General features: G+C 69.9%; 21 protein-coding genes. 7 read left to right on the top strand and 14 right to left on the bottom strand.

The annotated features are described in order from the left end of the window. Nucleotides 1–6 precede the first annotated feature (6 nt). Nucleotides 7–1,032: an asparaginase gene (locus CXQ97_RS10980; RefSeq protein ID WP_104180913.1), complete on the bottom strand. Its 1,026-nt coding sequence runs from the start codon at nucleotides 1,030–1,032 to the stop codon at nucleotides 7–9. Between the two features lie 223 nt (nucleotides 1,033–1,255). On the opposite strand from CXQ97_RS10980, the gene CXQ97_RS10975 reads away from it, so the two are divergent. After that, nucleotides 1,256–2,320, top strand: a complete 1,065-nt coding sequence (locus CXQ97_RS10975; RefSeq protein WP_104180912.1) for a LacI family DNA-binding transcriptional regulator — start codon at nucleotides 1,256–1,258, stop codon at nucleotides 2,318–2,320. Nucleotides 2,321–2,338: 18 nt separating this feature from the next. On the opposite strand, the gene CXQ97_RS10970 is transcribed toward CXQ97_RS10975, so the two are convergent. The 5 genes from CXQ97_RS10970 to pxpA are packed head-to-tail and all read right to left on the bottom strand — an operon-like array spanning nucleotide 2,339 to nucleotide 6,560. Beyond that, nucleotides 2,339–3,301, bottom strand: coding sequence for a biotin-dependent carboxyltransferase family protein (locus tag CXQ97_RS10970; protein WP_104180911.1), 963 nt, complete (start codon nucleotides 3,299–3,301; stop codon nucleotides 2,339–2,341). Next, entirely contained in the window at nucleotides 3,291–4,193 is a 903-nt protein-coding gene (locus tag CXQ97_RS10965; protein ID WP_104180910.1) for an allophanate hydrolase subunit 1, read from the bottom strand. The genes CXQ97_RS10970 and CXQ97_RS10965 overlap by 11 nt, the downstream gene beginning before the upstream one ends. Then, the gene (locus tag CXQ97_RS10960) at nucleotides 4,190–5,539 is read right to left on the bottom strand and encodes an acetyl/propionyl/methylcrotonyl-CoA carboxylase subunit alpha (protein ID WP_104180909.1); all 1,350 of its coding nucleotides are present in this window, start codon (nucleotides 5,537–5,539) and stop codon (nucleotides 4,190–4,192) included. Before CXQ97_RS10960 ends, CXQ97_RS10965 begins: the two co-directional genes overlap by 4 nt. A 3-nt stretch (nucleotides 5,540–5,542) precedes the next feature. Continuing rightward, nucleotides 5,543–5,782, bottom strand: coding sequence for an acetyl-CoA carboxylase (locus tag CXQ97_RS10955; protein WP_104168640.1), 240 nt, complete (start codon nucleotides 5,780–5,782; stop codon nucleotides 5,543–5,545). Between the two features lie 34 nt (nucleotides 5,783–5,816). Then, nucleotides 5,817–6,560 (bottom strand): 5-oxoprolinase subunit PxpA, encoded by a 744-nt coding sequence (pxpA, locus tag CXQ97_RS10950; protein ID WP_258062495.1) that lies wholly within the window; start codon nucleotides 6,558–6,560, stop codon nucleotides 5,817–5,819. 93 nt (nucleotides 6,561–6,653) lie between these two features. Here pxpA and CXQ97_RS10945 point away from each other — a divergent pair, with 93 nt between their 5' ends. Continuing rightward, nucleotides 6,654–8,183, top strand: coding sequence for a PucR family transcriptional regulator (locus CXQ97_RS10945; RefSeq protein ID WP_104180908.1), 1,530 nt, complete (start codon nucleotides 6,654–6,656; stop codon nucleotides 8,181–8,183). A gap of 172 nt (nucleotides 8,184–8,355) precedes the next feature. Here CXQ97_RS10945 and CXQ97_RS10940 read toward each other — a convergent pair whose 3' ends face one another. Next, entirely contained in the window at nucleotides 8,356–9,231 is an 876-nt protein-coding gene (locus CXQ97_RS10940; RefSeq protein WP_104180907.1) for a glycosidase, read from the bottom strand. Nucleotides 9,232–9,411: 180 nt separating this feature from the next. On the opposite strand from CXQ97_RS10940, the gene CXQ97_RS10935 reads away from it, so the two are divergent. Beyond that, on the top strand, nucleotides 9,412–9,828 hold the full coding sequence (locus CXQ97_RS10935; protein ID WP_104180906.1) for a hypothetical protein: 417 nt from the start codon (nucleotides 9,412–9,414) through the stop codon (nucleotides 9,826–9,828). A 17-nt stretch (nucleotides 9,829–9,845) separates the two neighbouring features. On the opposite strand, the gene CXQ97_RS10930 is transcribed toward CXQ97_RS10935, so the two are convergent. The 7 genes from CXQ97_RS10930 to CXQ97_RS10900 form a co-directional block, all read right to left on the bottom strand. Beyond that, nucleotides 9,846–10,184, bottom strand: a complete 339-nt coding sequence (locus CXQ97_RS10930; protein ID WP_146069630.1) for a TfoX/Sxy family protein — start codon at nucleotides 10,182–10,184, stop codon at nucleotides 9,846–9,848. A gap of 160 nt (nucleotides 10,185–10,344) precedes the next feature. Continuing rightward, a complete protein-coding gene (locus CXQ97_RS10925) occupies nucleotides 10,345–11,181 on the bottom strand; it encodes a class I SAM-dependent methyltransferase (RefSeq protein WP_104180904.1) in 837 nt (278 codons plus the stop codon). A gap of 122 nt (nucleotides 11,182–11,303) precedes the next feature. Then, entirely contained in the window at nucleotides 11,304–13,082 is a 1,779-nt protein-coding gene (locus tag CXQ97_RS10920; RefSeq protein WP_104180903.1) for a BTAD domain-containing putative transcriptional regulator, read from the bottom strand. 163 nt (nucleotides 13,083–13,245) lie between these two features. Beyond that, on the bottom strand, nucleotides 13,246–13,569 hold the full coding sequence (locus tag CXQ97_RS10915; protein ID WP_104180902.1) for an NIPSNAP family protein: 324 nt from the start codon (nucleotides 13,567–13,569) through the stop codon (nucleotides 13,246–13,248). 59 nt (nucleotides 13,570–13,628) lie between these two features. Continuing rightward, complete coding sequence (locus tag CXQ97_RS10910; protein WP_104180901.1) at nucleotides 13,629–17,249, bottom strand: TM0106 family RecB-like putative nuclease; 3,621 nt, start codon at nucleotides 17,247–17,249, stop codon at nucleotides 13,629–13,631. Between the two features lie 137 nt (nucleotides 17,250–17,386). Continuing rightward, on the bottom strand, nucleotides 17,387–18,505 hold the full coding sequence (locus tag CXQ97_RS10905; protein ID WP_146069629.1) for a hypothetical protein: 1,119 nt from the start codon (nucleotides 18,503–18,505) through the stop codon (nucleotides 17,387–17,389). A 190-nt stretch (nucleotides 18,506–18,695) separates the two neighbouring features. Next, on the bottom strand, nucleotides 18,696–19,493 hold the full coding sequence (locus CXQ97_RS10900) for a nitrilase-related carbon-nitrogen hydrolase (protein ID WP_104180899.1): 798 nt from the start codon (nucleotides 19,491–19,493) through the stop codon (nucleotides 18,696–18,698). A 131-nt stretch (nucleotides 19,494–19,624) separates the two neighbouring features. Between CXQ97_RS10900 and CXQ97_RS19855 the strand changes: the two genes are divergently transcribed. Genes CXQ97_RS19855 through CXQ97_RS10885 form a run of 4 tightly spaced genes read left to right on the top strand, consistent with a single transcriptional unit; the run spans nucleotide 19,625 to nucleotide 23,023 of the window. After that, entirely contained in the window at nucleotides 19,625–19,801 is a 177-nt protein-coding gene (locus CXQ97_RS19855) for a hypothetical protein (RefSeq protein ID WP_181035048.1), read from the top strand. After that, complete coding sequence (locus CXQ97_RS10895; protein ID WP_104180898.1) at nucleotides 19,798–21,255, top strand: cytosine permease; 1,458 nt, start codon at nucleotides 19,798–19,800, stop codon at nucleotides 21,253–21,255. Before CXQ97_RS19855 ends, CXQ97_RS10895 begins: the two co-directional genes overlap by 4 nt. Then, nucleotides 21,252–22,349, top strand: coding sequence for an alcohol dehydrogenase catalytic domain-containing protein (locus tag CXQ97_RS10890; protein WP_104180897.1), 1,098 nt, complete (start codon nucleotides 21,252–21,254; stop codon nucleotides 22,347–22,349). Before CXQ97_RS10895 ends, CXQ97_RS10890 begins: the two co-directional genes overlap by 4 nt. A 53-nt stretch (nucleotides 22,350–22,402) precedes the next feature. Continuing rightward, the gene (locus CXQ97_RS10885; RefSeq protein WP_104180896.1) at nucleotides 22,403–23,023 is read left to right on the top strand and encodes a TetR/AcrR family transcriptional regulator; all 621 of its coding nucleotides are present in this window, start codon (nucleotides 22,403–22,405) and stop codon (nucleotides 23,021–23,023) included. The last annotated feature ends 105 nt before the right edge of the window (nucleotides 23,024–23,128 follow it).

The following is a 23,128-nucleotide window of genomic DNA, read 5'->3' as shown; positions in this document are numbered from 1 at the left end:
AAGCGGTCAGTCGGGCGGAACGGGGGCCAGAAGGGCGGGGTCGCCCCGCCTGCGGATCTCGTGGATCACCTGATCGGTGGGCAGCCCGAGCGCGAGCAACGCCTGCAGGAGGGTGCGGGCCTGGGGCGGTCGGAGCAGTCCGGAGGTGACGGCCCCGGCGTCCTCGAGGGTCCTGCCGCCACCGGCTCCGTACACGCCCCGCACCGGTCCCGCGTGGACGCGGGTGCTGGTGACGACGACGACGCCGTCCCGCACGGCATCGCGGACCGCATCGCTGAGCTCGGCATTGGCGTTCCCGAGCCCGGTGGCCTCGAGGACGATCCCGCGGGCACCGGCAGCCAGCGCTGCGGCGAACAGCGTCACGTCGGCTCCTGGGTAGCAGGCGATGATGTCGACGCGGACTCCGGCGACGGTCGGGGGGATGTCGAGCGGTGCCGGCCGCCTCGGAGCAGGGCCCAGCAGGACCTCGCCAGTGGTCGCGACCGACCCCGCCGACCCGAGGTCCGGATTGCCGAACGCCCGGAGCTTCGTCGTCTCGGTCTTCCGCGTCCCGGGAAGGGCGAAGACCTCGCCGTCGAACACGATCAGCGCACCCCTGCCCCGGGCATCGGACGACGCCGCGACGGCGATCGCGGTACGGAGGTTCGCCGGACCGTCCGGCTCGGAGCTGTCGGCCGCGCGCTGCGCTCCCGTGAAGACGACCGGTCGGGGGTCGTCGTGGAGGAGGTCGGCGAGGTAGGCGGTCTCCTCCATCGTGTCGGTGCCGTGCGTGACGACGATGCCGAGGGTCTCCGGGGCCTCGAGTGCGGCGTGGACGGCTTCGCAGACGGCGAGCATGTCGTCGAAGGTGAGGAGGTACGAGCCCTTCTGCATGAGGTCCACGACCTGGACGGCGACGGCGCTCGTCCCCGCTGCGGCCAGGACCGTGCCGCCCGCATCGGCAGCCAGTGTCGCGCCGTCCGCGGAGTCGGTACGGGAGGCGATCGTGCCGCCCGTGGCCAGGAGCACGACGTGCCCGGGAAGTGATTCCATCGGTGCTTCCTCCTTACCCAATCGTTTGGGCGAGCGTTTCGGAAAGCAGAGCTCTCAAGGATCTGGAGGGTTCTGCGGGACTGCGACCTTCGCGGAACTGGACGAAACCCAAACGTTTGGGTTGAATAGGGAAAACCATAGGATGTGACCTGCATCTCGTCAATGGATCGCCCGAGATTTCACCTGGTCGAAACAATGACGCGTAAGGAAAAAGGGGGAGAACATGGAGCCGACAGGCAGAAGGCGCGCAGCAGTCACCCTGAAGGACCTCGCCGCGGAGCTCGGCATCCATGTCTCGACGGTCTCGCGCGTGCTGCACTCCGAGTCGGAGGTGGCACGGGGTGCGGCATCGACGGAGACCGCCCGGAGGGTGCGCGACCTCGCGAAGCTGAGGGGCTACTCGCCCGACCCGCAGGCGACGAGCCTGCGGACCCGCCGTACGCGGGCCATCGGAGTCATCGTGCCCCGGCTCTCGGACATCGTCCTCGCGACCATGTACGAGGGCGTCGAGGAGGCCGCTGCCGAGAGCAACCACTCCACCTTCGTGATGAACTCCCACGACGACCTCGACGAGCAGCGCCGCAAGGCCGAGATCATGCTGGCGAGGCGGGTGGACGGCCTGATCCTCGGCGACGTCCATGCGGGCAGCAGCCTGGTGGACGACCTCGTCAAGCGCCATGTGCCCTTCGTCCTCATGAACCGCCGCTACCCCGGCTTCCCCTCGTCCACCTGCGACGACACGGGCGGAGGCCGGCTCGTGGCCGACCACCTGTGGAGCACGGGCCACCGCTCCGTGGCGATCATCGCGGGCGAGACGTACGCGAGCACGGGCGTGGACCGCACGGCCGGGTTCGTCGAACGCTGGAACGAGCTGGGGGGAGACGTGCCGGCGGACCGGATCCTGCCCTCACGTTTCGACACCGAGGGTGGCCGCCAGGCGGGTGAGGAGCTGCTGCGCCGCGACGGCGAGGCCCCGACGGCGGTCTTCGCCGTCAACGACTTCGCGGCCATCGGCGCCATGGGCGCGTTCCGCGCCGCAGGACTCGTCGTCGGCCAGGACATCGCCGTCGTCGGGTTCAACGACACCTCCCTGGCCGCCCAGCTGCCCATCCCGCTGACCTCGGTGCGCTCGCCGATGCTCGAGATCGGTAGATCCGCCGTCGGGATGCTCCGGCGCGTCATGGCCGGCGAGGACGTCGCATCGGTGCGCCACCGGGCCGAACTCTTCGTGCGCGAGAGCAGCGAGTCGGGCGCCGTCGGTGCCAGGCGGGGCCTGCGGGTCGGCTGACCCGCAGGCCCCGCGGCCTCACCCCCAGACGGCGCGCCGTACCTTCGCCGCATCCGCCCGCGCAGCGAGGGCCTGCTCCATCGTCACGGGCTCGAAGTGCGTCAGCGTCCCCGGGGCGCTCCGGGCGACGACGTCCATGTCGGCGCTGATGACCGTCGCGACCATCGCGTACCCGCCGCCGGAGACGGCGTCGCGGTGCAGCACGATCGGCTCCTTGCCGCCCGGCACCTGGATCGATCCGATGGCGTAGCCCGCGTCGACGATGTTCGAGGGGTCCGACCCGGCGCCGAAGGGCTGTACGCGCGGCTTCCACTCGAGGGCCGGGCCGGAGTAGCGCAGGCCCATGCGGTCCGCCACGGGAGTCAGTTTCCACGCCGTGCTCACGAGGGTCTCCATGCCCTCCGCGGTGAGGCGGTGGTCGTAGAGGCCGGGCAGGATCCTGACGGTCACCTTCTTCGCGTAGGCGGGACGCAGCTCCTCGGGGATCACGTCCCTCGGAGAGGGGGAACCCGAGGGCGCTCCGACCGGCACCGTGTCGCCGGCCGTCAGGGTGCGCCCCTGGAAGCCGCCGAGGGCGCCCAGCGTGTAGGTGCTGCGGCTGCCGAGGACCTCGGGCACGTCGATGCCGCCCTGGACCGCGATGTAGTAGCGCGTCCCGCCCGAGAGCATCCCGAAGGACACCTCGTCCCCGGCCTTCAGGGACAGCCGGGTCCACTGGTCCGCGGGCTTCCCGTTGACCTGCACAGTGACGGGCGCACCCGCGACGGCGATGACGGTGTCCGCGTCGGTGGTGAAGCGCGGTCCGAGGTAGGCGCATTCGAGGACGGCGTCACCGGCGGTGTTGCCCACCAGGGCGTTCGCCATCGACGCGGACAACTGGTCCATGGCCCCGCCCTGCGGGATGCCGACGTTGTAGTGGCCGAACCGACCCCGGTCCTGGACGGACGTGGCGAGGCCGGGTTCGAGGATGTCAAAGGCCATTGAGCTTCTCCAGAATGTCCCGGTTGTGCGCGGTGGGGTCGGTCAGTGCCTTCTGCAGGTCGAAGGTCACGGGGGTCTGGCGGTAGGTGAACGTCCCGGCGTCGACCTCCGCCTGGATCGCCTTGTACGCGTCCTCGTCGACCGGCCTGAACTTCACGATGTCGCCGGGCCTGAAGAAGATCATGAAGTCCGAGAAGTCCGGGAGCTTCTGCGCGGGGTCGAAGATCGGCGCCGCGGCGAGACCGAACATCTGGTAGCCGCCGGCGCCCCGCACCGAGTAGATGCAGGCGAAGCAGCCTCCGTGGCCCACGGTCAGCGGGGGAGTGTCGGTGCGGGGGCTGAGGTACTTCGGGACCTCGAGCTGTTCCTCCTGCGGGACGATCTGGAACATGAACGGCAACCCGGCGACGAACCCCACCATGGACACCAGCCACGGCGACTCGTGGTGCTTCCGGATGAACTCCTGCGGGGAGGACAGGCCGTTCTCCTCGGCAGCGAAGTCGAGGTCGGTGCCGTCGGGCCGCTGGTGGCCCTTGCGGAAGCGTGCACCGGTCTCGCGGGTGTAGGGGTCGTCGTACCAGACGGGGATCTCGATGATGCGGGTCTCGAGGGTCTGCTCGCTCAGCTGGGCGACCTCCTCCTCGACCTGCCGCACGAGGGCTTCCAGCTGGTCCGGCGGCACCGTGTCGGGATCGAAGCGCAGCAGGAGGGAGGCGTTGGCGGGGCAGATGTCCACGACGCCGTCGATCTCCCGCGCCGAGAGGCGGGCCGCCATCGCGTTCGCCTTGAAGTTGGCGGCGAGGCTCATGCTCTCCGAGATCTCGACGAAGAGGAATTCGTCGCCGCCCCACGTGTAGCGGGCGGCGTCGAGGTGCTGGGGTGCGTGGCTCATGCGTCAGCTCCGAGGAGGTCGGGGGTCGTCTCGATGAACTTCGAGTGGTGGGTCACGTCGCGCACCTCGGGCCGGTGGAGGACCGTCGACAGGAGCGGGAGGGTGGTCTTGACGCCCTCGATCCGCACTTCCGCGAGAGCCCGCGCGGACCGCCGGATGGCCTCGGTGCGGGTCTCATCCCATACCACGAGCTTGGCGAGCAGCGAGTCGTAGAACGGCGCGACGGCGGATCCCGCGACGACGCCGGAGTCGATCCTCACCCCGGGACCGCCCGGCCACTCGAGGCGCGCCAGGGTGCCCGGGCTCGGCATGAACCCCTGCGAGGGGTCCTCGGCGTTGATGCGGAACTCGAACGCGTGGCCCCGGAAGGTGATGTCCTCCTGGGTGAGCCGCAGGCGGCCGGTGGATGCCACCAGCAGCTGCTCCCGGATGAGGTCGATGCCCGTCACCATCTCCGTGACCGGATGCTCCACCTGGAGCCGGGTGTTCATCTCGATGAAGGCGGCCTGCCCGCGGTCGGGGTCGTAGAGGAACTCCACGGTGCCCAGGCCCGCGTAGCCGCACTGGCGGCCGAGCTCGATGGAGGAGGCACGGATCGTGTCGCGGACGTCGTCGGGCAGGTCGGGAGCAGGAGCCTCCTCGATGATCTTCTGCTGGCGGCGCTGCAGCGAGCAGTCACGGTCGCCGAGGTGGATCACGCGTTCGCCGTCGCCGAGGATCTGCACCTCGACATGGCGTGCGCGGGAGACGAACAGCTCGAGGTACACCGTGGGGTCGCCGAAGGCCGCCTGGGCCTCGGCGCGGGCGACGTCGAGGGTCTGGACGAGGTCCTCCTCCTGGGTCACCAGTCGGATGCCGCGCCCTCCGCCGCCGGCGGACGCCTTGACCACGAGGGGGTAGCCGATCTCCCGCGCGATGGGGAGGGGGTCGACGTCGGGGTCCAGGGCGCCGTCGCTCCCGGGTAGGGTCGGCACGCCGGCGTCCTCCGCGGCCTGCCGTGCACGGGACTTGTTGCCCATGAGTTCGATGGCGTCGGGGGAGGGGCCCACCCAGGTGATGCCGGCGTCGAGGACGGAGCGGGCGAAGCGCGCGTTCTCCGACAGGAAGCCGTACCCGGGATGGAGAGCGTCACACCCGGAGGCCGCGGCGAGCACCGCGGCCCCGTCGAGGTAGCTCTTGGCGGCCGGCGCCGGGCCGATCACCCGGACCTCGTCGGCGAGCGATGCCGCATAGGAATCGGCGTCCGGCTCGCTCGCGGCGAGCACGGTCTCCAGTCCCAGTTCCCGGGCGGCGCGGATGACGCGGACGGCGATCTCCCCGCGGTTCGCGATCAGGAGGCGTTCCATCCGCTAGCCCTCGGACACGGTGGCGATGACGTCACCGGGGTTCACGGTCCCGCCGTCGTCGACGGCGAAGCTCTCGAGCGTGCCGGACGCGTCGCTGCGGATCTCGGAGAACTGCTTCATGATCTCCACCACCCCGATGGTCTGGCCCGCCTCGATGGCGTCGCCCTCGTTCGCGTAGGGGTCCTTGTCAGGGCCGGGCTTGCGGTAGAAGATGCCTGGCAGTGGGGAGACGATGTCGGCCACGGGGGTCCTTTCGGGTGGGATGGAAGCTGGAAGGTCAGAGAGAATCGAGGGCGGAGCGGACTGCTGCCGCCACCTCGGGGGAGTTGGGGGCGTCGGAGTGCACGCAGATGCTGTCGAACGGGATGGTGAGGAGCGTGCCGTCGGAGGCCTCGACGACGCCGTCCGCGAGGGCACGCGTCACGCGGCGCGCCGCCGCGGTCGGGTCCGTCGGCTCCGGCCGGCGCTGGATGAGGAGTTCGCCGGCAGGCCCGTAGTTGAGGTCCACGTACAGTTCGGCCACGAAGGGCACACCGAGTTCCTCGCACACGCTCTGGTGGGCGGTGCCGGCGATCCCGTAGACAGATACGTCGAAGAGCTGCGCCACCCGGGCGGCTCCCCTCATGAGATCCGCGTCCCGGGCGAGCATGCCGTAGAGGGAGCCGTGCGGCTTGATGTGGTTGAGGACGGCGCCCTCGCGCCGCAGGAAGGCGGTGAGCGCACCCACCTGGTAGAGCATCAGGTGCTCCACCTCCTGCGGGGACAGCTTCATCTCGCGCCGCCCGAACCCCACGAGGTCCGGAAGCCCGGGATGCGCGCCGATCAGCACGCCCTTTGCCTGCGCCGCGGCGACCGTCTCCGCCATCGTGTCCGGGTCTCCCGAGTGGAAGCCGCACGCCACGTTGATGGCGTCCACGGTCTCGAGGAGGGCAGGATCGTTGCCGAAGGAATGCAGCCCGAGCGACTCGCCCATGTCCGAATTGATCATCGGCGTCCCGCGCCGGTTTGTGACGTCCGTCATGCGACAACCCTAGAGACCGTCCGCGGGTGGATATAGTGGGCGCTCGCCCTCGCTTCTCCCCCCTCGGAGTGCAGATGCACACAGGAGGACCCCATGATCGTCGCCGATCTGCTGGCCGCCGATGCCCTTCAACTGCGCCTCCACACGCCGTCGTCGGTGGAACGGCTGGGCTGGGACATCAGCTGGTGCGCCCCCGCGGAGACCATCGATCCGACGCCGTTCCTCAGTAGCAACGTCGTCCTGCTGACCAACGGGATCGGCCTGAACATCGAGGACCAGCGGACGTGGACCGCCTACGTGGAGCGACTCGTCCGCGTGCGGGTGGCCGCCATCGCCTTCGGCACCGGGACGGCGCACCGGCTCATCCCGCCCGGGCTCGTCCGGGCGGCGACGGCCCTCGACGTGCCGCTCCTGGAGATCCCGCAGTCGGTCCCGTTCCTGCAGGTCCATCGCCACGTGACGAACGTCCTCGAGGTGGAGCGGTTCACCGCGGTCAACCGGTCCTGGGAGCTGGCGCAGGAGTGTGCGCAGCTCGCGGCCTCCGGGTCACATCTGCAGGTGGTGCTCGACGCCGCCGCGCAGGCGGCCGAGGGCACCCTCGCCATCGTCGACGCGGCGGGCGTGGTCATCGCGCGCTCGCCGTCGGCCTCGGTCTGGACCGCCGCGGACCTCACGGACGTGCCGGGCGCCGGCCAGGGCAGCATCCCCCTGCCGATGGGCAGCGGCGACTCGTTCCAGCTGATCGTGCGGGAGGCGACGTCGGACCACCCCGTGGCGACGCTGCTCGCGCCGGCGGCGTCGATCATCGCCGTGCAGCTGCAGACCGCGCTGCACACCACCACGCACAAGGAACGTGAACTCGAGACCCTGCTCGATCAGGTGCCCGACTGGGCCGGTGTCGCCCTCGAGGAGTTCACCTCGACCTTCCGGTCCACCGGCCTGGGCATTGACGAGCCCACGCTCGTGCTGGCGGCGACCGCGGGACGCCGGAACCTCTCCAACGCCTGGCGGATCCGCCTCCTGTTGCAGTCCCGCTTCCTCGACGTGCGTGTGCAGGTCCGGGTGGGCATCCTGTACGCCTTCGCGCAGGGGCCGCTCGACGGCGCGGACGCCGAAGGAGCTGCTGCCGGGTTCCTCGCGGCGTGTGCCCGGGAGCTCCCGCACCAGCCCCTCGTGCTCAAGGGGCCCTGCCACAGCATCGACGAGCTGCGACTGGGGATCCATCAGGCGGGGACGATGGTCGGGGAGGTCCGGACGTCCGTGCGCGCACCGGATCTCGGCATCCGCGCCCTGATCGCCTCGACGGCCTCCTCCGGTGCGCGAGCGGGTGCCCACCGGCTCCTGGCGCCGGTCCTCGAGTACGACAACGCGCATTCCGTCGACCTGCTCGGCACCCTGGAGGCGTTCCTCGAGCACGATGCGCAGCCCGGACGGACGGCGGCGAAGCTGTTCATCCATCGCAACACGCTGGCCCAGCGCCTCGGGAAGCTCGAGGGCCTGCTGCGGGTGTCCCTCACCTCGCTCGAGGGCCAGGCCACCTGCCTCATGGCTCTGCAGATCCTGCGGTCGGAGGCCCTGCCGTCGTCGGGCCGTGCCTCGATGTCGCTGGTCGATCGGCGGTAGACGACGACGGCCCCGCCGCGGCAGCCGCCGTCGTTCCTGGTTCTTCCGGTCGGCCGGCACGACGAGCGGCGTGTTTCGGAGCGACACGCTCATCGAGGGTCGAAAAGCCGGAACGACGACGGCCCCGCCCGCCACCCGAAAGGGCAGCAGGCGGGGCCGAGGGGATCAGGGCCTAGGAGGTCTCGATGTCCTTGGTCGCGAAGTCGAACCGGAAGGTCACCGACGTGTCGGACAGCAGGTGCAGTTCGTGGTTGGCGCCGTCGCGCACGCCGAAGCGGCCGTAGTTCTCCTCCCACGAGCCGTTGACGAGGATCTTGAACTGGTAGGTGCCGGCCGGCAGCTCGAGGGTCTGCAGCCAGACGTTCCCTGCGGCGTCGTAGGTCAGCTGCAGTTCGCGGAGGTCGGAGCTCCAGTGCCCGGCCTCGCCGAACAGCGGGTCGAAGTCGCCGGAGAGGGCGACGGACTGGGGCTGGTCGTGCCAGGCGTCGTCGGAAGGAGCCCCGTCGGACGCACCCGCGGACGGTGCGGCATCGGGAACCAGCTCGAGGGTCGGCGTGACGTCCGGGGGCGTGGGGTCCTCGGCGAGCGCGGCCTTCGCCTGAGCGACCTCGGTCGGATCGACCTCGATCTCGGCGGCCTGCGCTGCCTGGGCCTCCTCGCCGAGCTGCTCGGGAGCCACGGGTGCGTGCACGGGAGCGTCGGGAGCCACCTCGGGCACCGGGGCGCCGCTGATCATGGCGTTCACGAAGTGGTCGGAGTCCGTGAAGGCGCGGACCGCGCGGACACCCTCGTCCGTGGCGGTCCAACCGCTGCGGCCCTTGACGAGCCAGCCGGCCTTGACGAGCTTCGACGTCGCCGTCGTCAGGGCCTTGAAGCCGCGGGGGACACCGCCGGCCAGGAGTTCGGATTCCTTCTCGTCGAACGGGACCTCGGCCACGGCCTGCGCCATCAGTTCACTGGGGGCGACGACGGTGCCCGCGGCCTGGTGGGCGGCGAGCAGGGCGAGGGTGGTGCGCAGTCGGTCATTGGTGCTGTTCCGGGGGGCCATGGCGGTCTCCTTCGTGGGGCGGGCGGCAATCTGCCGTTCCGTCCCTGCATTTCTCCGACCTGGCGGAGGACATCCCACGGGATGGATTCCTCCCCGGGCGGGCTCGACGGTGCTGGGGACTGCGGACGACAGCACCCTGACTTTAGCCGAGTCCTGCGTTCTGCGGCTATTGTGCGCTGAATGACGTCTCCAGCGCGCACCTCGCCGGTCCGTACCGCCGCCCGCGTGGTGCTCGGGGCCTTCCTCTTGTTCGCGGGTGCCGCCCATCTGACGTTCGCGCGGTCGGAGTTCGCTGCGCAGGTCCCCGCCTGGCTGCCGCTCGACACGGATCTCGTGGTGGTGGCGTCCGGCGTCGTGGAACTGGTGCTCGGCGCCGCCCTGGTTCTCGCCGGCAGGCGCCGCGTGCTCGTCGGCTGGGTGGTCGCGGCGTTCTTCGTCGCGGTCTTCCCCGGCAACATCGCCCAGTACGTCGACGGCGTGAGCGCTTTTGGCCTCGATACCGACACCTCCCGGCTCATCCGCCTCTTCTTCCAGCCCGTCCTGGTGTTGTGGGCACTGTGGTCGACGGCGGCCTGGCGGGACCGGAGGCCGCGCTGACCCGTCCGGTGGGCGGCTCAGCCCGGTATGCCGCGGGAGCCGATGCCTTTCCGGAGCCAGAACGCGAGGTCCGCTTCGTCACCGATGATCCGGCTCGGCACGGTGAGCCATCCCTTGCCCATGGGTCGGTCGCCGCCCATCTGCGCCGGTATCCCGCCGCGCTCCAGCAGTTCGTCGTACTCGGCGGGATCAGTGCGGACGAGCAGGTCGCCGTCCCGACCGGCACCGACCGCCAGCCGGTCGTCGACCAGAAAGGACTGGAGGCCGAACATCCGTACCTCGCGCACGTTCCGGTGCGGGGCCAGGAGGTCCCGGAGCCGTTGCGCCAAGGTGTCGCGGGGATCTGGGGTGTGCACTGTCGCTCCTTCGCTCGAGGTACACGCCGAATATGGGGTGGCTGCATCGCCCTGTCAAGGGTCGGGCCGGCGGCGCACCTGGCGGAAGGTGCCCGTCGCGCGGACGATGCCCGGCACAGTGTGCCGGGCATCGTCATCCTGTGCGAAGTGCTGCCGGATTTCAGTTCCGCTTGGCCGTGACCAGCAAGTACTCCCAGTCCACGGCAGTGCTGCCCGTGCCGGCGCTGAACCGGGTGACGAGCGCCGTCAGGTCGGCGTCGAGCGCTGCCGCCTTCTCCGCGTCGTCACCGATGAACTTGTAGACGCTGATCGTGGGCCCGTACTTCGACTTGAAGTAGTTCACGAACTCCTCCGGCGACCCGAACTGGTCCACCCGCACGACCCGCCGCTCGGCCCGCAGATCCCTCACCTGACCCTCGAGGAGCGACCGGACGTGGTCCTCGTTGCCCCACAGCGGCGGAGGCTGCGCCCCGGGAGGCGGCGGCGGTGCGTACGGCTTCATCGTGGCGAACATTTGCCCGATGAATCCCTCGGGCGTCCAGTTGATCAGGCCGATACTGCCGCCGGACCGGCAGACCCGCGCCAGCTCGTTGGCCGTGAGCTGGTGATGCGGCGCGAACATGACGCCCACACAGGACATCACGGTGTCGAAGGCCCCCGAGTCGAAGGGGAGGGCCTCGGCGTCGGCAACGCGCCAGTCGAGGGTCACGCCGCGCTGCTGCGCAATCTGCTGCCCGATGTCGAGGAGTTCAGGGGTCAGGTCCGACGCCGTGACGGTCGCCCCGCGCTCCGCCGCGGGGATGGCCGCGTTGCCCGTCCCGGCCGCGACGTCGAGGACGTGCTGGCCCCGGGTGATGCCGAGCGCGCCGACGAGGTCCACGCCGAGGCTCGGGATGATGTCGGACGCGACGGCGGCGTAGTCGCCCTGCGCCCACATGGCGCGGTGCTTGGCCTTCAGCGCCCTGTCCGCGTCGGTGGTGGTGGTCGTATCGGTCATGGTGGTTCCTGTTCCTGTGCTGGGTCCGGGCGGCGTGTCCGCCCGGTGTCTGACGGCACCAGTGTTCTCGCCGGCCGTGTGCACGGGCGTGTGACGGCATCGCCTTCCAGCGGGCTCTTCTCCTACAGGTGGTGGCGAGCGGCGAGGTCCTCCGTCAGCAGAGGGTTGTCGATGCGCCGCGCCAGCAGCGTCATGGCCGGCAACACGGCCTCGTCCCCGAGCGCCGCACGCGCGGAGTAGGCGCGGACCGCGAGTTCGCGATGCCCGTACCGGCTCGACCGTTCTCCGAGCTCCCGTGCGAACACCAGCGCCTGCTGCGGGTCGGTGGCAAGGGCCGCCGTGCTCGCGAGGTCGAGATTACGGCCGCGGAACCAGCGGTACCAGGGATTGGGCTGCACGCCGCGTCGGATCCAGGTGCTCGCGGCCCCGGTGTCCCCGCGCGCGAGCAGCACCTGCGCCTTCGCGTGGGCCGCGGCGTCGAGGTAGCAGCGGTCGCCGAACGATGCCGCGAGGGCCATCGCGTGGTCCGCCATGTCCTCGGCCACGGAGTCGTCCCCGGTGGCGAGGTGCACCTCGCTGCGGAGGGCTTCCACGAAGGGCGTGAACGCGGTCCAGTGCTCGCCGGCGACGAGCGCCATGACCGTGTCGAGCTCGACGGCGGCACGATCACGGTGCCCGGTCAGAAGATGGACCCGGCCGAGCATGGCCCGCGAGAAGGCCTCCTGTCGCGGCCGCCCAAGTCCGGCGCTGAGGCGCACCGATTCCTCGAGGGCGACGACGGCGCCGGGGTAGTCTGCGGTATCGGTCGCGAGCATCCCGGTCACGCCGAGCGCCCGGGCCCGTTCGTCGGGGAACCCCTCGGCAGCAGCCGTCGCCCGGGCCAGCCATCGGGCTCCGCTGTCGGGGAAGCCGCGCTGCACGGCGAGGAAGCCGAGCTCGCGGAAGGCCGCCGACCGGATGGCCGGCGGACCATCGCCGGTCAGGGACAGGACGCGGTGCAGCAGATCTGCGACTTCCGCACCGCGGCCGCCCGCGCCGTGGATGAGCGCTCCGGCCAGGCCGAGCAGGGCTTCCGCCTGCAGGGTCCGGTCCCCGAGGCGCTCCGCCAGGTTTCCGGCGACCCGGAGGTGCGTCAGGGCGGTGGCGGTCGCGCCGGCCGAGAGGCAGGCCTGCGCGGCCTCGAGGTAGGACCCGACGGCGGTGGGCGTCGCGGGAAGACCGGCCGTGCTCGTGTCCGGGGCGGCCAGGGCGTGCTGTACCTCGGCGGGCAGGCCCATGCCGAGCTGTTCCTCGAAGACGTCCCCGCAGTGGGCGGCAGCGGTTCGTGCGGCAGCGCGGTCACCCGCCGCCACGAGTGAGCGGACCAGCAGGGCGTGGAAGTCGGCGTTGAGCGGATCGAGCTCCACCGCCCGGGCGCCGAGCCGGACCGCTGTCGCGGTGTCGCCGTCGGCGAGTGCCGCCAGCCCACCCTCGTAGACGAGCGTCTCCACGGCGTGCCGCAGCCGGTGCCGCTCCATGGTCAGCCAGGCGTCGAAGGGCGGGTGGTCCGTGAAGTCGAGCCCGTCGAGCAGTTCGGCGGGGACCTCGGCCAAGGGCTCTGCGCCGAGGTCGGTGTCGAGCCGGAACCCCGGCGGCAAGGTGAGGGTGACGGGGTTCCCGCCGAGGACGGCACCCGGTGCGAGGACGCGCCGCAGGTCGGCGAGGTGCCAGCGGAGGGCTCCGAGCGGATCATCAGCGCGGGCGAAGAGCAGGGCCGCGAGCTGGCTGCGGGCGGTCGGGGTCGCGTGCAGGAGGAGGTGGGCGAGCAGGCCCCAGGACTTCCGGCCACGCGGCTGACGGCCCTCTCCATCGGCGGAGGTGATGGAGGGAGGCCCGAGAAGCTGGATGACGATCCCGGCCATGCCCCACTGTAGATCCGCGGGACTGCGGGGCGGAACGGCCCGGGGCGCTCATGACGCACACCTGGCACCGGTGTGGCGCGTGACCCGGAGTGCACTCCCATCGGCGCCCGGAAGTGGCCACCTTCCACCCTTCAGCGCGGTGAACTGTCAACCGGTCGACGGCTTACCGGGCGACAGCGATCGGATAGAGGTCGGTCGCTTCCAGCATCACGGACTCGATCTTCGCAGCGAGCGGCCCGTCGTTCTCCGATGCGGACTTCGCGTCGATCCAGCGCTGGTCCGTGCCGAACGCCGTCCAGTTCGCCTTCGGATCGCCGTCGTGTTCGAGCAGGTAGACGAGGACATCGGGGGAGTCGACCGGCGTCCAGTAGCCCAGGCTCTTCATGTTGTGCTCGATGAACAGGTTGATCGTGGAGTCGCGGAACCGGTCCATCAGGGCGTCCATCTTGCCGGGTGATGCGGTGTACGTGCGGAGTTCGTAGGTCATGGTTCTCCCTGTGCTGGCGGGCTGGTGGTCAGACCCAGCCTAGGCTTCCGGGTCAGTCGTCAGGCGAGGACCTCGGCGGCTGACCCCGCCGAGCCCGTCGCGGCACCGAGCCCGATGAAGGCACCGAGCTCCTCGAGACCAGCCGGTCGGGTCGGCATGAAGTTCGTCAGCTCGCGCGAGCGGATGACGACGGCACGCCATTGGCCCCGCGAGACGGCCACATTGATACGGTTGCGGTTCAGCAGGAACTCCACGCCGCGGGGCGCCTCCGACACCGACGAGCAGGCCATGCTCAGGAGGACCACCGCGGCCTCCTGCCCCTGGAACTTGTCGACCGTCCCCACCCGGACGTCCTGCAGATCCACGGCGTCGAGTGCGGCACGAATCCGCTGCACCTGAGCGTTGTAGGCGGCGACCACCAGCACGTCGGTCTGCGCCAGCGGCCTCGACGGCTCGGTTCCGCCGGGATGCCAGGTCAGGCCCAGATGCTTGCGCACCTGCGCGACGACCTCCGCAGCCTCCTCGTCGGAGGCGACGACATTGCCGGTGTGGTCGACCAGGACGACGTCGACCCCGGCCGGCAGCCCCTCCAGCCGACGTTCCGCCGCCGCCGGGGCGGCGTCGAGCTTTCCGTCGTAGCTCAGCCGGGACACGGCGTCGCACAGGTGCGGATGCATGCGCCAGGAGTCGGCAAGGAAGTAGCCGAGCCTCACGGGGAGCGTGGCATGTCCGGCGGACAGCCAGCCCAGGGCCGACTCGTCGACGGGCTCCGGATGTGAGCCCTGCGTGACCTGCGGCAACTGCTGCGGATCGCCCAGCAGCATCAGCCGCGACGACGCCCGGGACACGGCCAGCGTGTTGGCGAGCGAGAACTGCCCGGCCTCGTCGATCACGAGCAGGTCGAGCGACCCGGGCGGTACGAGCTTGCCGGTCATGAACCACGACGTCCCACCGATCAGGCACCCGCCGTCTCCCGCGAGGAGGGTGCTGATGGCGCCGTCCGAGGTGTGCGGCCAGGGGACAGGGTGCTCCTGCTGCAGCTTCTTGCCGATCCGTTTCGGGTCTACTCCCGCGTCGACGGCCGTCGCGAGGAAGTGCTCGACGACGGCGTGGGACTGCGCCACGACGCCGACCTTCCAGCCCTGCTCGACCAGCCGGGCGATGACGCGCGAGCCCACATAGGTCTTCCCGGTGCCGGGCGGGCCCTGCACCGCGAGATAGGAGGAGTCGAGGCCGAGCACGGCGTCCGTGACGGCGGTGACGTAGTCGGCCTGCCCGTCGTCGTCGTGCGTGACGACGGGCAACGTATCCCGCGTCGCCAGGCGTGGCGTGGAGCGCTGCAGGATGTCGAGGCCCGGGTGCCGGGGGAGGTCGGGCAATGCCGCGCCCACCGTATTCGCGAGCTCGGCGAGGGCCGCCTCCAGACTGGCCGTGGGCACCGGCTGATCGGGCGTCAGAGCCGCGGGCAGCTGCCGGTACGGCGGAACATTCGACGACGACTTCTCCGTGACCGTGATGAGGGTCCTGCCGGGAGCGTCCGGGTCAGCCTCGACGCGTTCGACCACCGTTCCGAAGCACCCGCCCCGGCCGAGCGTGCTGTCCGTCGGGACCTGCACGCCGTCGGGTACCGGGGCGTCGTACATGCGGAACCACTTCGACCCAGGACGGACGTCGGACCCGTCGGCCGGCACGCCTCGGAGCCGGATCGTCCGGGACTCAGTCCTGGCCTTCGGCGTCGCCTTCGCCCAGTCCTCCAGCACCGTTGCGGACTCCACGACGAAGACATCCCGTTGGTCGGACCAGCTGTCCCGATCGTTCTCGAGCCGGTCGAAGTGCTCCCACCAGAACTGCTTGCGCTCGCGGCGGTGGTAGCCCGTGGCGGCGGCGACCATCGCGATGGCCTGGTCCTCCGCCGTCGGCCGGTCAGCCGCACGCTGGGCCAGGTAATCGCGCAACCGGATCTCGTCCGGCGTGGGCTCGTCCGCAGGCTTAGGCTCGGGCTTCGTCCGTGCGCCATGGCCGCCGCCGGAATGGTCGGCTCCCTCCGGCGCATCGGGCCGGGGCAGCTGCAGCAGCCAGTCGCGGAGGCGCAGCGTGGAGAGGCAGTCGTACTCGTTGTAGTCGGTGATCGAGGCAAGGATCGTCGCGGCACCCGCTTCGTCGCCGTCGTCCCGCGCCGCACAGTACTTCGCGTAGGCGACCACGGAAGCGCCGGCGTCGGCCACGTCACCGGTGCGCAGGTGGTCGCCCATGTAGAGGGGCTCGAGTTCCTTGATGGAGTAGGAGGCCGCAGACACGCGCAAGGAGTGCCGGACCGTCGCGTACAGGTCCACCAGCAGGTTGCTGCGGAGCCAGTCGTCGACGATGTCCTCGCCGGCGCCGTGGCGCAGCGAGAGGGTGCGCAGCGCCGTCTTCTCGTAGGGCGCGTAGTGGTAGATGTGCAGGTCCGGGTGGGCGCTGCGGCGCTTCTCGACGTACTCGAGGAAGTCGAGGAACGCCCGCCGTTCGTCCCGGCGGGAATGCGCCCAGAAGGGCCGGAACACCGGCGCATCTCCCGCGTCGGCCGGCTCCATCACACCGAAGAGGTACTCCAGCCCCCAGCTCTTCGTGGCCGGGTCCTGCCAGAGGGGGTCGCCCTCGAAGTCGAAGAAGATGTCGCCCTTGCTCGGGGCGGGCAGCGCCGCCAGCGTGTGCTCGGCGAGCACCTTGTAACCGAGCGTGTGCTCGACGTCGTTCTTGACGAACGTGCGGGATCCGTCGACGGCGGCGGTCCCCGTCTGCATGCGGGCCTGGTCCCGCAGCCGCACCAGGGGGCCGCGGGTCTCGGCGTCGGGGAGCTCGGCAAGAGCATCGATGGTGGTGATGCCCTTGGTGATCAGTTTGTTCCGCTGGGACGACGTCATGCCGGCGATCATCAGCAGGTCCCGGTGTTCAGTCACCTGCTCGGCGCAGTAGTCGCAGCGCCCGCAGTGGACGACGCCGCCCTGACCCCAGGCGATTGTCGCGTCGGCCGCGCGATGTGCTGCGGTGAGGGCACGGAACCGGTCCCGGCGTTCGCGGTAGACGGGCAGCAGATCGGTGAGGGAGTGGACGCTGTGCTCGAGGTTGCCGAGTACGAGGGTGACCTGCGGGGCGGGCTCGAGGCCGAGGCGGATCAGCTGGTCGCCGTAGGCCGCCAGCTGCAGCAGCGCTCCGACCCTGGCGTGCCGCGCGAGCTTGGTGTCCCACACCGCGTAGCGCCCGGCGTACTCGTCCTCGGCGGGCCGACGGACCAGGAAGTCCGCGTAGCCGAGGAACTCGCCGTCGAAGAAGGTGGCCTGGAAGACGACGTCGGCACCGGCGGTGAGGACGGCGGCGGTCTCCTCGTGTTTGGCGAGCAGTGCGGCGCGGTCGAGGGTGTCGCCCCGTTCCACCCGGTACACCCCGGCTTTTCGCTTCACGTCCCACGGCCCGTACCTAGCGGTCAGGTCGTCTAGCACTCTGAGCTCGTGGACGTCGCCCAGGGCGCCGGCGAGCTGCTGCAGCTCGTCGACGGCGAACGAGGCCTTCGGTGTGCGCCCGAGCTTCTCGTCGAGGATGCGGAGGGTCCGGTATTCGCACTCGCTCGCCGCGACGAGGTCGGTCGCGGAGAAGACCAGATCCGGCTGCAGGGCCGGCGCGATCGGGTCGAGCAAGAACATGGTGCCCCCGGCATCAGTGGTGCGCGGGGACGGATCCCGCGCTGCTCAGAATGTAGCAAGACCCTCGGACATCCAGGGACTGGCGACGAGGCTGTGTGGCAGCCCGTTGTCCGCGGACGACCTACGGGCCCCGACGCCTACGCCGGTGCGGAGATGCCCGCTGCGACAAGGAGTGCCAGAGCGAGCAGGATGACACCTGCGCCAAGTCGCCAGATAGCCCGGTGCCTGCCCTTGGGTGCTTTGAGGACTGCAATGAACGCGGCCAGGAGTAGGCCTGCTGCTACAGGCGCGAAGGCGAGCACCCTCGGCGGTGTGTTCAAAGGGACCAACACTTCAGCACCGTACAGAGCCAGGACGAGCGCCGGTACGCCGAGACCCACGGAGACGACAGCGAGAAGGACGTTGAAACGGGACTGGGCTTCGGCCTCCCAGGCATTCGAGATGCTCGAGGCCGACGCCAGCAGCGCCCGGACCGACCCCGCTTCTGCGTCGGCCTGCTTCCGTAGCTCCCCGCACTGTCTGACGGCGGCATCGTGCAGCCGCATCCACGGACGCAGGTCAGCAGTGGCCGGAGGATATTCGTTGATGATGCTGGGGTCCTGCAGGCGCCGGTAGGAGTGGTATGCCTCCTCATCGCTGATGTACACCCAGAGGCCCTCACGGACGGCCTCACGAGCCTGGTCCGCGGTACGGCCGAGGATGATGTTCAGCTGAAGGAGCGAGGAGACCACTGATGCATGGTCCTCGGAGCCCGAATCGTGGGAACTGTGGTGCGCGAGTCGATTCTCGAGCCCGTAGCGGATCTCGCGGAGCTGGGAGATGCAATCCCGGGACTGCTCAGAAATGGCTTTGGCGAAGTAGGCCGCGAGCCCTTCCTGGTCGACCGGGGGAGTCGGGGGCCAATCAGGCAACTCCTGCAGCAGGGGGAAATTATGGACCGTCAGGTCGTTCAGTTCGTCGAGGCCGAACTCCATCATTTCGAAGTGGTCCTCGTTGATTTCCGACCACGACGTCTTGATGTGGACCTCGAACGCCGCATGATGCAGGTCGCTGACGACTACCCGGACGTCCCCGATGAAGATCTTCCGGTCGGGAATTCCCCCTGCGACGAACAGCAAGGGAGCAATGCGGAGGATGCTCGATTCCGAGGCTTCATTCCTGTAGTCCCGTGACGCCCGATCCTTCACGGCGTCGTAGGAATCTGCCGCGCTCCCCGCATTGATGGACTTCAGGATGTGCTGCCCGGTCTCAGTCATTTCCGCGTAACGCGAGATCTCCATTTTTCCATCTAAGCAGTTCTGCGGGAGGAGAACGCGCCGGTGGTCTACGCCGGCCGAGGGACGGCGGTCCGGTCCGCCACCGGTGAACTGCCTGTGCGGGATGCCCGACCATGAGTGCCAGGCGGTCGGGTGTCCCGACCGCTCGCGGTAGCGACACCCGGGAGATTCAGTCGAACAGCTCCGGCCGCCGGCAGGTGAGGTAGGTGTTGATCTGCCGGGCGCGCTGCACCTCCGCGTGGTCGACGTCGGCGAAGATCAGCTCCTCGCCGTGGCCCGCCAACCCGAGGAACGTCCCGTAAGGGCCGGCGATGCAGCTCAATCCCGTGAAGTCCGGTGCCGTGTGGTTGGCATAGGCGACGTAGACGCCGTTCTCGAGAGCGCGGGCCGGCACGAGCAGGGTCGAGATGATCTCCGCGTTGTACGTGTATTCCGGCGCCCGACCGTCGACGTCGCCCGTTGTCGGCACGGCCGTGGGGATGAGGAGTACATCGGCGCCGCGCTGTGCCGCGCTGCGGGCGAACTCCGGGAACTCGATGTCGTAGCAGATGCCGAGCGCGACGGTCAGACCCAGCAGGGGGACCAGTTCCGGGAGATCGTTGCCGGGTTGGAACACGGACTGTTCCTCGGCCCCGAACAGGTGCGCTTTCCTGTAGCGCGTGAGCTCGGCGCCCTCGCGGTCGAAGAGGGAGGCGCTGATGTGGCGACCTTCAGGGGTGGCGTCGACCGTCGACCCGACGAGGGCGATGCCGTGTCGGCGGGCGATGTCGGCGAGCGAAGCACGGATGCCGGGGCCGTCCGAATCGGCGACGAGCGCGGGGGCGTAGCCCGTCGCGAAGAGTTCGGGCGTCACGAGGATCTCGGCGCCCTGCTCGGCGGCGCGAGCGGCGAACGCATCGATCCGCCGCAGGTTCTCCTCGACGGCACCGGTCGCGCCGTCGGCCTGCAGTACAGCCAGTCCGGGCATGAGCCCTCCCTCTCGAACGGTGGTCAACGCTGTCGGGCGGTGCAGACTCCCAGCACCGATCCATTGACAGGCCCCATGGTAGGCACAACTATTGACCCGAACCGAATGACATTCGATTAGTGAAGGTGGGAATGATGGATTCTGCAGACGCGTCTACGGCAGCCGCTTTGCGTCGGCGGCTCGAGGAGATCCAGACCCTGGAACAGGGCGACGCCTCACGGGCTGCGCTCACCGGCCGGGACCTCGGGATCTACGCCCTGGTGACCCTCGGGATCACCCTGCTCGGTTTCCTGGTGTTGGCGCTGTGAGCGGGAACCACCAGGACTCCACCGACGTCGCCGGTGAAACCACCGGATCGCTGGGTTCGCTGCCGCTCCTCCGCAAGGAGCGCATCTGGAACGGCGCCGACTTCACGGGCGTCAACATCAGCCTCGCCATCGCCACGTGGGCGTTCCTCGTCGGCGGGTCGACGGCGCTGCTCGTCGGCTTCCAGCAGGGCATCGCCGCGATGGTCATCGGCAACGCGATCGGCCTGGGCTTCATGATCCTCGCCAGCGTCGTCGCCAGCCAGCGCTACGGCGTCGAGCAGTACACCATCCTCCGGCCGGTCTTCGGGATCGTCGGCGTGGGCATCCTCGTCTTCACCGTCATCCTCATTACCGAAATGGGTTGGTCGTCACTGCTCGCGATCATGGTCGGCAGGGCGGTCACCCAGGTCTCCAACTCCGCGTTCAGCACCGACTTCGGTCCGGAGAGCCTCATGGTGACGGTCTTCGCCCTCGTTGCGATCGCCGTGTCCTGGTGGATCCTCTCCCGCGGACCCGTGACCATCGGCCGGTTCAACAAGTTCATCGCCCCGGGCCTGATCGTCGTGACGGTCTTCCTCATGGTCTTCCTCGTCATCAACACCTCGTGGGACACGCTGTTCAGCGCCGCACCGCTGGCCCCGTTCGAGGACGAGCGCCTCAACTTCGCCCTCGCCGTCGAGTTCAACGTCGGCGTGGGCGTGTCGTGGTACCCGGTCATGGGGTCCCTCGCACGGCTGACGAAGACTCCGAAAGCCGCACTCTGGCCCTCGTACGGCGGACTGCTCGGAGCCACGCTGATCGCGCAGATCGTCGGCATGGCGGCAGCGCTGACGCTCGGCGACTCCGACCCGACCGTCTGGATGCTCCCCTTCGGCGGCCCGGTCCTCGGCGCCTTCATCCTGCTGTTCATCGCCTTCGCCAACATCACCAGCACGTCCTCCATCGTCTACTCGACGGTGCTGGCCATCCGGCAGGCCAGCGGCAACCTGCTGTCCCGGGTCAAGTGGGCGTGGCTCTGCGCGGCGTTCTTCGTCCTGCCGGCCATCCTCGCGTTCTTCCCGGGCTTCATGTACCTGCGGTTCATGACGTTCGTGACCCTCAGCGGCGCGTTCCTGGCCCCGATGTGCGGGGCGATCATCGCCGACTACTTCCTGCTGCGCCGTCAGCGCGTCATCCTCGAGGACCTCTACCGTCACCGTGGGGAGAGCGCCTACCACTTCCACGGAGGCGTCAACTGGGCCGGCATGGCCGCCGTCGCCGTCGGAGCCATCTTCTACCTGGTGATCTACAACCCCGTCACCCTCACCGCGCAGCCGATCTTCGGCTACATCACGGCGTCCTTCCCTGCGGCGATCATCGGCGCCGTCGTCTACTACGTGCTCGCCCGCGTCCTCTACGTCCGCCGCGGCGTCGGCGGTTACGCTCCTGCAGAGAAGGTCGAGGGGCGCGCATGAGCCGCACCTCCCGCGCCGCTGTCCACCGCATCGGTTCGCAGGATCTCGACCTGACGACCGTCGAGGTCGCCGACCCCACCCCGGGGACTGTCCTCGTCCGCATGGGGGCGTCGGGGGTGTGCGGATCGGACCGTCACGTGCTCGACGGCGACTGGACCCTGCCCTCGCCCACGGTGATGGGTCATGAGGGTGCGGGGACCGTCGAGGCGATCGGCGACGGCGTCACCGACGTCGCGGTGGGCGACCACGTGATCCTCTCCTGGTTCTACCCCTGCCGCCGCTGCACCGCGTGCCTGTCGGGGAAGTCCTACGTGTGCACGGGCAGCCGGTCCGAGGAGTGCCTCCTGCCCGACGGCAGCAGCCCGCTCACCCTCGATGGCGACCGCGTGTTCCCGTACCTGACCGTCGGGTCCATGAGCGAATACGCGGTTGTGCCAGAAGCCGGCGCCATCCGCATCCCCGACGAGGTCCCGTTCGACGTCGCCAGCCTCATCGGCTGCTCCGTCGCCACGGGCTTCGGCGCGGTGGTGAACGACGCCGGCGTCGAGGCGGGGACGTCTGCCGTCGTCGTCGGGACCGGCGGCGTGGGGCTCTCGATCATCATGGCGCTGCGGCTCGTCGGCGCGAACCCGATCATCGCCGTCGACCTCAGCGAGGACAAGCTCGCGGCGGCCAGGGACTTCGGCGCCACCCACGCCCTCGTGCCGTCGGACGGGCTCGCGGAGGAGATCGCCGCCATCACCGGAGGAGGCGCCGCGTACGCGTTCGAGGCGATCGGTCGGGTGCAGACCATCGAGTCCCTCCCGTCGCTCATCGCCCCCGGCGGCAAGGCCGTCATCGTGGGGCTGCCGCCCGAGGGCAGCCCGGTGTCCATCGACGCGCTGACCCTCGCGGAGAGCGGCAAGTCGCTCATCGGGTCGAACTACGGTTCGACCGTGCCCGGGCGGGACTTCCCGCGCCTGGCCGCCCTGTACCTGGCAGGGCGGTTGCCTGTGGACCGGCTCATCTCGCACCGCATCGGTCTGGACGAGGTCAACGAGGCCTTCGACGCGATGCGCCGCGGCGAGCGGGCGCGCAGCGTCATCGTGTTCTAGGGACGACGACGGAAGCAGGATCGTGCGGCGCAGCCGCTTATGTCAGGGGGAACATGGGGCGGCCACGCCAGGCGATTCTGTCGCCGGAGAAGATCTATCGGGCAGCGCTGGAGCTGGTCGACGAGTTCGGCGACTTCACGCTGCCGGGGCTGGCGCGACGGCTGTCGGTGAGCCCGTCGTCCATCTACCACCACGTGCAGGGTCGGCCGGAGATCATCAACGGGATCCGGTCGGTCATCGGCTCCGACGCGTTGGCGGCGGGGGACTTCTTCACGGCCGGCCCTGACTGGCAGGACCGCGCGGCCGCGTGGGCGAGGAGCTACCGCCGCGCCCTGGGCCAGCACGCGAAAGCGATCCCGCTGCTGGTGGGGGAAGCGGTGACGGACACCGCCACGCTCGAGATCTACGAGCACCTCGCTGCTGTCCTCGTGGAGCAGGGCTTCGCGGCGGACGACGTCGTGGTGGCCGTGACCGTCCTCGACAGCTTTCTGCTCGGTTCCGCCCTCGACATGGCGTCACCGGAGCTGGCCTGGCTCGCTGATCCCGACGCGCAGCCGGCGCTGCACGGTGCGTTCGCAGGAGCCTCCCTGAAGGGGAGGCGGTCCGATATCGGATTCGAGGCGGGCGTGACGGCGATCATCGCCCATCTGGGGACGCTGCTGCCCCAGCACTGAGTCGTCGGATGACGTGACGAACTACCCGGACGAAGGATGCGCCCCGGCCATCACGTCAGGACGTGCGGGCTGTCGAACCGGTGGTCCGACAGCCCGCACGTCCTC

Origin of the sequence: Arthrobacter sp. B0490, from assembly GCF_002929355.1 — a bacterium.
In the GTDB taxonomy this organism is placed as follows: Bacteria; Actinomycetota; Actinomycetes; order Actinomycetales; family Micrococcaceae; genus Arthrobacter_D.
Note: the sequence above shows the minus strand (reverse complement) of the source record. Positions and strands in the feature narration are given on the sequence as shown.

What these genes read in the sequence shown, in the direction of transcription:
- CXQ97_RS10980 (WP_104180913.1), bottom strand. Translation starts at nt 1,032, where the DNA reads ATGGAATCACTTCCCGGGCACGTCGTGCTCCTGGCCACGGGCGGCACG.
- CXQ97_RS10975 (WP_104180912.1), top strand. Translation starts at nt 1,256, where the DNA reads ATGGAGCCGACAGGCAGAAGGCGCGCAGCAGTCACCCTGAAGGACCTC.
- CXQ97_RS10970 (WP_104180911.1), bottom strand. Translation starts at nt 3,301, where the DNA reads ATGGCCTTTGACATCCTCGAACCCGGCCTCGCCACGTCCGTCCAGGAC.
- CXQ97_RS10965 (WP_104180910.1), bottom strand. Translation starts at nt 4,193, where the DNA reads ATGAGCCACGCACCCCAGCACCTCGACGCCGCCCGCTACACGTGGGGC.
- CXQ97_RS10960 (WP_104180909.1), bottom strand. Translation starts at nt 5,539, where the DNA reads ATGGAACGCCTCCTGATCGCGAACCGCGGGGAGATCGCCGTCCGCGTC.
- pxpA (WP_258062495.1), bottom strand. Translation starts at nt 6,560, where the DNA reads ATGACGGACGTCACAAACCGGCGCGGGACGCCGATGATCAATTCGGAC.
- CXQ97_RS10945 (WP_104180908.1), top strand. Translation starts at nt 6,654, where the DNA reads ATGATCGTCGCCGATCTGCTGGCCGCCGATGCCCTTCAACTGCGCCTC.
- CXQ97_RS10940 (WP_104180907.1), bottom strand. Translation starts at nt 9,231, where the DNA reads ATGGCCCCCCGGAACAGCACCAATGACCGACTGCGCACCACCCTCGCC.
- CXQ97_RS10935 (WP_104180906.1), top strand. Translation starts at nt 9,412, where the DNA reads ATGACGTCTCCAGCGCGCACCTCGCCGGTCCGTACCGCCGCCCGCGTG.
- CXQ97_RS10925 (WP_104180904.1), bottom strand. Translation starts at nt 11,181, where the DNA reads ATGACCGATACGACCACCACCACCGACGCGGACAGGGCGCTGAAGGCC.
- CXQ97_RS10920 (WP_104180903.1), bottom strand. Translation starts at nt 13,082, where the DNA reads ATGGCCGGGATCGTCATCCAGCTTCTCGGGCCTCCCTCCATCACCTCC.
- CXQ97_RS10915 (WP_104180902.1), bottom strand. Translation starts at nt 13,569, where the DNA reads ATGACCTACGAACTCCGCACGTACACCGCATCACCCGGCAAGATGGAC.
- CXQ97_RS10910 (WP_104180901.1), bottom strand. Translation starts at nt 17,249, where the DNA reads ATGTTCTTGCTCGACCCGATCGCGCCGGCCCTGCAGCCGGATCTGGTC.
- CXQ97_RS10905 (WP_146069629.1), bottom strand. Translation starts at nt 18,505, where the DNA reads ATGACTGAGACCGGGCAGCACATCCTGAAGTCCATCAATGCGGGGAGC.
- CXQ97_RS10900 (WP_104180899.1), bottom strand. Translation starts at nt 19,493, where the DNA reads ATGCCCGGACTGGCTGTACTGCAGGCCGACGGCGCGACCGGTGCCGTC.
- CXQ97_RS19855 (WP_181035048.1), top strand. Translation starts at nt 19,625, where the DNA reads ATGATGGATTCTGCAGACGCGTCTACGGCAGCCGCTTTGCGTCGGCGG.
- CXQ97_RS10890 (WP_104180897.1), top strand. Translation starts at nt 21,252, where the DNA reads ATGAGCCGCACCTCCCGCGCCGCTGTCCACCGCATCGGTTCGCAGGAT.
- CXQ97_RS10885 (WP_104180896.1), top strand. Translation starts at nt 22,403, where the DNA reads ATGGGGCGGCCACGCCAGGCGATTCTGTCGCCGGAGAAGATCTATCGG.